Below are 6,592 nucleotides of genomic sequence, written 5' to 3'. Positions count from 1 at the left end.
TATCCTTCCCAAAGCCCTCAAAGCTGTTTATCCCAAGCTCGGAGAGAAGCCTCTTTGTGTCAGGACCCTCTATGTAGAGGTCGGTCATGTGGTAGGACTGGTCGAAGAGCACGCAGCTCTCCCTCCACGCCCGCTGCTCGTCACGCCAGTTGGTGAACTCTGATGGTACCCCGGGGAAGGCATAGGGACCTATCTGAGAGTTGCGCAGCATCCGCGCGATCCCATCCCGCCCCGCCTCCCGCACCACATCTTCGAGGCTCTTCGATCCCTCCATCCCTCTCCTCCTTCATCCTCTCCGGGGAACGTTCCCCCGCTCTCCATTCCTTCCAATGGAGTATGATATATTGCACTCGACAAGATTGTCAACATTTTTGTAAAAGGTGGATGGGATGGGAAAAGCGGGCAGAGAAGATTTAAAAAGGTTTCTGCTTCATCCCCGCTATGAGATCATACCGCTCGGGGGGATCGAGGAGAGAGCAGGCAGGCAGCTTCGCAAAGTCGAGGGGTTGAAGCTCACGGTGACGGCCTCGCCGACCAAGGGGATCGGTGCGACGGTGGATCTCGCGGTCTCGCTCTCCGGGCGTGGGTACGAGGTGGTGCCGCATCTGTCGGCGCGTTTGATCCGTGACGAGGAGCACCTCTCGGGGATACTGGAGAGGCTCGGGGAAGCCGGGGTGAGAGAAGCCTTCGTCATAGGCGGGGATGCGAAGAGCCCTCTGGGCGTTTTCGAAGATGCGCTGAGCCTGCTCCGGGCGATGGATGCGCTGGGGCATCCCTTCCAGGAGATCGGGATAGCAGGATACCCCGAGGGGCACCCGCTCGTCGAAGAGGAAGATTTGGGGCGCATTCTCAAGGAGAAAGCACCCTACGCCAGCTACATCGCCACCCAGATATGCTTCGACGCCGAAGTCATCGGCGGTTGGATCGGCCGGGTGAGGCGCACGCTCGGGGTGGAGCTGCCCGTATACATCGGGTTACCCGGTCCGGTAGACGCCAGGAAGCTCGCCAGGATCGCGGGCGGCATCGGGCTCGGGCAGTCCGCACGCTTCCTGCAGAAGCAGAGGAGCTGGGTGTTGAGGCTGCTTCTCCCCTTCGGCTACAGGCCAAACCGCCTGCTCGAAGAGCTGGAGGGTGTATTCGAAGATCCCGAGGCCAACGTAGCCGGACTGCACATAAACACCTTCAACGAGCTCGCAAGAGCAGAGGCGTGGCGTGCCGAGATGCTGAGAAAGCTCTAGAGTAGAAACCAAACGTCGAGCAACCTTTTAAGGAGGTCCCGGAGGAAGATGAGCGGCAGGTTCCCGTCCAACCTCGAGGTCGCGAGATCAGCGAAGCTACTCCCCATAGAAGAGATAGCCCGCTCGATGGGGATAGAAGAGCGCCACCTCTACCCCTACGGCAAACACGTGGCGAAGATAGACCTCTCCGCCATCGAAGATCTCTCCGAGAGACCAAAGGCCAGGTACATCCTCGTCTCCGCCATAACCCCCACCCCCCTCGGAGAAGGCAAGACCACCACCACCGTCGGCCTGGCGCAGGGGATGAAGCAGATCGGCAAGAGGGCGACCATAGCCATAAGACAGGCCTCGATGGGGCCGGCTTTCGGGATAAAAGGCGGGGCCGCGGGAGGCGGCTACAGCCAGGTGGTGCCGATGGAGACGCTCAACCTCGGCCTCACCGGTGACGGGCACGCCGTAACAGAGGCACACAACATGCTCGCCGCCATGATCGACAACCACCTCTACCAGGGCAACGCTCTGGGGATAGACGCCCACTCCATAACCTGGAAGCGCGTCATGGACGTAAACGACCGGGCACTCAGGAACATCGTCATAGGCCTCGGGGAGAGAACGGACGGCATCCCGCGCCAGTCGGGCTTCGAGATAACCGCCGCCTCCGAGCTCATGGCCCTCCTCGCCCTCGCCACCTCGCTCGAAGACATGCGGGAGAGGATGGGCCGGATAGTCATAGGCTACACCGGGGAAGGCGAGCCGGTCACAGCGGAGGACATAAAAGGGGCTGGGGTGATGGCCGCGATCATGAAAGAAGCCATAAAGCCCAACCTCATGCAGACGACCGAGAACACCCCCGCCCTGGTGCACGCGGGCCCCTTCGGCAACATCGCCACCGGCAACTCCTCGGTGGTCGCGGACCTCATCGGCATCCACACCGGGGACTACCTCATAACCGAAGCGGGCTTCGGCACCGACATGGGAGCGGAGCGCTTCTTCAACATAAAGTGCCGCACCTCCGGGCTCACCCCCGACGCCGCGGTCATAGTCACGACCGTAAGGGCGCTCAAGGCCCACTCGGGGCGTTACCAGATCGTAGCCGGCAAACCCCTCCCAGAAGAGATGCTCGAGGAGAACCCCGAAGACGTCCTCGCAGGGGCCGAAAACCTCAAGAAACACATCGAGAACATAAAGCTGCACGGCATCCCTGCCGTGGTCGTCGCGAACTCCTTCCCTACCGACCACCCCTCAGAGCACGAGGCCATAAGAGAGGTCGCGGAGCAGGAGGGCTGCCGCATGGCCGTGAGCAACCACTTCGCAAAAGGAGGGAAAGGAGCGGTGGAGTTCGCCGAGGCCGTCGCCGAAGCCGCAGAGGAGAAGAGCGACTTCAGGATGCTCTACCCCGAGAAAGCTCCCCTCAAGGAGAAGGTAAAGACCATAGCCCGGAAAGTCTACGGTGCAAAAGACGTCGAGTACTCTCAGGAGGCGAACAGGCAGATAGAGAGCTTCCAGAAGAGAGGTTACGGCAACCTCCCCGTGTGCATCGCCAAGACCCAGCTCTCCATCTCCTCCGACCCCGCGCTCAAAGGAGCACCGAGAGGCTGGACGCTCCCGGTGAGGGAGGCGCGCCTCTCCGCAGGGGCAGGCTTCGTCTACCTCATCTGCGGCCAGATGCGCACCATGCCCGGGCTCTCGGCCCACCCGGCGGCGGAGAGCATAGACATAGACGAGAACGGCGAGATCGTGGGGCTCTTCTAGAGCCCCGGTCTTGCCCTGGAAGACCAACCTGGGGTACGGTGTTGCGCGTGAACGAGACCGAAGCATCCTCCAAAGGGTACGCAGCTCTACCTCTGCAGGATTTCCTGGAGATGGTCGGCTCCTCCGAGCCGGACCCGGGAGGTGGGGCGGTCTGCGCGGTGGCATCCTCGCTCGCGGCGGCTCTGGCCGAAATGGCCTCCCGCTTCTCCGAGAAGCACCTGGACGGCTCACACCGCCTCGTCCAACGTGCGAAGGAGCTGCGGGAAGAAGCCCTGCCGCTCGCCGGGAGAGACGCCGAATCCTACAAAGAGGTCCTGGCAGCCTACAGACTGCCGAAAGAAGACCCGCAAAGGAAACAGAAGATCAGAGAAGCACTCTCCAGAGCGGCTGATGTGCCCCTGCAGATAGCAGACATCTCCTGCCGCACCGCCGCCCTGGCCTCGACCCTCTCCCGCTCGGGCAACCCGAACCTGAAAGGGGACGCCGTCGCGGCGGTGCTCCTCGCCGAAGCCACGGCAAAAGCCGCGGCGAACCTCGCAGAGATCAACCTCAAACAAGCCGGTCTCAACGACGATCCCAGGCTGAAGGAACTCGGGAACCTGCAAGAAGAAGCAAAGAAAGCGAGAGAAGAAGCCCTCTCCCCGGAGGTCTCCGCTTGAAAGAGCTGTGCGGAGCCCGGCTCATAGACGGCATCTCCGTGGCCTCTTCTCTGAAAGAGCGCCTGCGTGGGGATCTCCTCTCCCACCTCTCTGCAGGCGACGTGGCACGCAGGCCGACCCTCGCGACGCTGCTCGTTGGGACCCCCCACGAAGCGGTGGCCTACGAGAGACGCCTCAGGGACCTCACGGGCGAGCTCGGATTCGGGTACCTATGCGCCTCCTTCGAGGAAGAGGCGACGGAAGCAGAAGTCCTGGAAGCCCTGCACCGGCTCTACGCCGACGAGAGCGTCTGCGGCATCCTCATCCTGAAACCTCTTCCGGAGCACATCCCGGTGGAAAGACTCTCCGAAGAGCTCTCCCCCGCAAAAGACGTCGAGGGAATCCACCCCTACAACGCGGGGCTTCTGGCGCTCGGAAGGCCGCGTTACGTCCCCTCGACCCCCAAGGCCTGTTTTCTCATCCTCGACGACTACCTGAAGAGGAGCGGGAGAGACCCGCGGGAGTTCTACGAGAAGAGCCACATCGTCGTCATCGGACGCTCTGCCAACGTAGGAAGGGCCGCGCTGCAGCTCGCGATGAGGCGGGGGGCGACGGTCACCTCCTGCGATGTGAACACCTACCGCGCGGGGAGGCTGCGCGAGTTCACCGGCCAGGCCGACGTCCTCATCTCCGCAGCGGGGGTGGCCGGCCTCATAGACGAGAGCCACGTAAAAGAAGGCGTGATCGCCATAGACGTGGGGATAAACCCGGTCGAAGGGCCGGGAGGCAAGGTCAGGCTCGTCGGGGACATGGACACCAGGAGCGTGGCGAAGAAGGCCGAGGCCATAACACCCGTTCCCGGGGGCGTGGGCCCCGTAACCGACGTGTGCCTGCTCGAGAACGTGCTGCTCGCGGCGAGAGCGACATGACTCTCACCGCAGGCCGAGCAGCTTAGCAGCGTTCTCCTTCAGGATGAGGGGTTTCACCTCCTCGCGGAAGCCCGCCTCCTCGAAGTCCTCGATCCACCGCTCGGGTTTTATGGCCGGGTAGTCCGAGCCGAAGAGCATCTTCCTCTTCAGCAGCGTGTTGGCGTAGTGGATTAGGTTCTCCGGGAAGTACTTCGGCGACCAGCCGGAGAGGTCTATGTAGACGTTTGGCTTGTGCAGGCACACCGAGAGCGCCTCGTCCTGCCAGGGGAAGGAGGGATGGGCGAGGATGATCTTCATCTCCGGAAAATCCACCGCCACGTCGTCCACGTACATCGGGTTGGAGTACTTGAGGCGCACCCCGCCCCCCCCGGGCATCCCGGTGCCCATCCCGGAGTGTCCGGTGTGGAAGAGGGCTACGAGCCCGGCCTCGTCGATGACCTCGTAGAGCGGGTAGGCCATCCGGTCGTTGGGGTAGAAGTCCTGCAGGTTGGGGTGGAACTTGAAGCCCTTGACCCCCATCTCTATGAGGCGCCTCGCCTCCTTTACCCCCATCTTCCCCCGTGCCGGGTGGATGCTGGCGAAGGGGATGAGGACGTCCGGGTTCTCCCTGGCGGCCTCGAGCACCTCCTCGTTTGGGACGCGCCGCTCGCCGGTCTTCATCTCCATGTCCACGGTGAAGATGACCGCGGCCATCCGGAGGTTGCGGTAGTACTCGGCGACCTCCCAGGCGGTGGGGTGTTCGCTCTCCCCGAAGTATCTCTCCGCGGCTTCTGCGAAGGCGTGTTTGGCGCCGGGTTCCTCGCGCGAGGTCTCGGCGTGGGTGTGCACGTCTATCGCCCTGAGCTTCTCCACGTCCACAGGTTCCTCCTTCTCAGACGAACGCGCTCACGCCGGTGATGTCGCGGCCGACTATGAGCGCGTTGATGTCGTCGGTCCCCTCGTAGGTGTAGACGGCCTCCATGTCCGCCACGTGCCGGGCCACGTGGTACTCGAGCAGGATGCCGTTGCCCCCGAGGATCTCACGGGCCTCCAGGCAGACCCTGCGGGCCTTCGCCGCGTTGTTCATCTTCGCCAGCGACGCCATCGGCCCGGTTATCTTACCCCGGTCTGCGAGCTGGCTGAGCCTGAGGCACAACAGCTGCATGGAGGTGATCTCCGCGAGCATCCCGGCGAGCTTTTTCTGCACGAGCTGAAAGGCGGCTATGGGCCGGCCGAACTGCCTCCTCTCCTTGGCGTAGGCGAGGGCCGCCTCGTAGCAGGCGACGGCGTGCCCCAGGGCGGCCCAGGCCGCCCCGTAGCGCATGGCGGCGAGCACCCTGTTAGTGTCCGCGAAGGTGCGGGAGTGCTCCAGGCGGTTCTCCGCCGGCACCCGGACGCCCGCAAGCTCCAACTCCGCCTGCCAGGAGGAGCGCATCGCGGTCTTGCCGGTCATGAGCCGGGTGCTCATGCCGGGGGCGCCCTTCTCCACGACGAAGACCCCCACCCCTCCCTCCTCGTCGCGGGCCCAGACCAGGATCACGTCGGCGAAGGAGGCGTTGCCGATCCAACGCTTCCTGCCGTCTATGACGTACCCGCCGCCCACGCGGCGTGCCCGGGTCTCGAGGGAGACCACGTCGGAGCCGTGCTCGGGCTCGGTGAGGGCGAAGGCCCCGACCTTCTCCATCCGCGCCATCGCCGGCAGCCAGCGCTCCTTCTGCTCCTCGGAGCCGAGCATGGCTATGGCGGGCATGACCAGCGAGGAGGTCCCCCCGAAGAGGATGTGCAGCCCGCCGTCTCCCCGGGAGAGCTCCATGTTCACCAGCCCGTCGGCCACCGCGCTCAGGCCCGGGCAGCCGTAACCCTCTATGGTGCCCCCGCAGAGGTTCAGCCCCGCGAGGGCCGGGAGCAGGGAGAGGGGCGGCTCCCCCCTCTCCCAGTATTCCCCTATGACCGGGAGCACCTCCCGGTCCACGAAGGCCCTCACCTTCTCGCGCACGGCGCGCTCCTCGCCGGTGAGGAGCTCGTCCAGGAGGTAGTAGTCAGGGACCACCGCTGA

General features: G+C 64.0%; 6 protein-coding genes and 1 pseudogene. 4 read left to right on the top strand and 3 right to left on the bottom strand.

Annotation, left to right across the window (positions count from 1 at the left end):
- A pseudogene (locus tag PJB24_RS13590) lies at nucleotides 1-274 on the bottom strand (aminomethyl transferase family protein); the annotation flags it as partial.
- A 115-nt stretch (nucleotides 275-389) separates the two neighbouring features.
- Here PJB24_RS13590 and PJB24_RS13585 point away from each other — a divergent pair.
- From PJB24_RS13585 to PJB24_RS13570, 4 genes are read left to right on the top strand one after another with little or no spacing between them, the layout of a single operon-like run.
- Nucleotides 390-1,238 (top strand): methylenetetrahydrofolate reductase, encoded by an 849-nt coding sequence (locus PJB24_RS13585; RefSeq protein ID WP_273846740.1) that lies wholly within the window; start codon nucleotides 390-392, stop codon nucleotides 1,236-1,238.
- 48 nt (nucleotides 1,239-1,286) lie between these two features.
- On the top strand, nucleotides 1,287-2,990 hold the full coding sequence (locus tag PJB24_RS13580) for a formate--tetrahydrofolate ligase (protein ID WP_273846738.1): 1,704 nt from the start codon (nucleotides 1,287-1,289) through the stop codon (nucleotides 2,988-2,990).
- A 47-nt stretch (nucleotides 2,991-3,037) separates the two neighbouring features.
- On the top strand, nucleotides 3,038-3,649 hold the full coding sequence (locus tag PJB24_RS13575; RefSeq protein WP_273846744.1) for a cyclodeaminase/cyclohydrolase family protein: 612 nt from the start codon (nucleotides 3,038-3,040) through the stop codon (nucleotides 3,647-3,649).
- On the top strand, nucleotides 3,646-4,557 hold the full coding sequence (locus PJB24_RS13570) for a bifunctional 5,10-methylenetetrahydrofolate dehydrogenase/5,10-methenyltetrahydrofolate cyclohydrolase (RefSeq protein WP_273846736.1): 912 nt from the start codon (nucleotides 3,646-3,648) through the stop codon (nucleotides 4,555-4,557). The genes PJB24_RS13575 and PJB24_RS13570 overlap by 4 nt, the downstream gene beginning before the upstream one ends.
- A 3-nt stretch (nucleotides 4,558-4,560) precedes the next feature.
- On the opposite strand, the gene PJB24_RS13565 is transcribed toward PJB24_RS13570, so the two are convergent.
- Both PJB24_RS13565 and PJB24_RS13560 read right to left on the bottom strand, forming a co-directional pair.
- Nucleotides 4,561-5,415, bottom strand: a complete 855-nt coding sequence (locus PJB24_RS13565; protein WP_273846734.1) for an amidohydrolase family protein — start codon at nucleotides 5,413-5,415, stop codon at nucleotides 4,561-4,563.
- A gap of 13 nt (nucleotides 5,416-5,428) precedes the next feature.
- Nucleotides 5,429-6,586, bottom strand: a complete 1,158-nt coding sequence (locus PJB24_RS13560) for an acyl-CoA dehydrogenase family protein (protein WP_273846732.1) — start codon at nucleotides 6,584-6,586, stop codon at nucleotides 5,429-5,431.
- Between the last annotated feature and the right edge of the window lie 6 nt (nucleotides 6,587-6,592).

Source organism: Rubrobacter calidifluminis (genome assembly GCF_028617075.1).
Taxonomy (GTDB): Bacteria; Actinomycetota; Rubrobacteria; order Rubrobacterales; family Rubrobacteraceae; genus Rubrobacter_E; species Rubrobacter_E calidifluminis.
Note: the sequence above shows the minus strand (reverse complement) of the source record. Positions and strands in the feature narration are given on the sequence as shown.

What these genes read in the sequence shown, in the direction of transcription:
- PJB24_RS13585 (WP_273846740.1), top strand. Translation starts at nt 390, where the DNA reads ATGGGAAAAGCGGGCAGAGAAGATTTAAAAAGGTTTCTGCTTCATCCC.
- PJB24_RS13580 (WP_273846738.1), top strand. Translation starts at nt 1,287, where the DNA reads ATGAGCGGCAGGTTCCCGTCCAACCTCGAGGTCGCGAGATCAGCGAAG.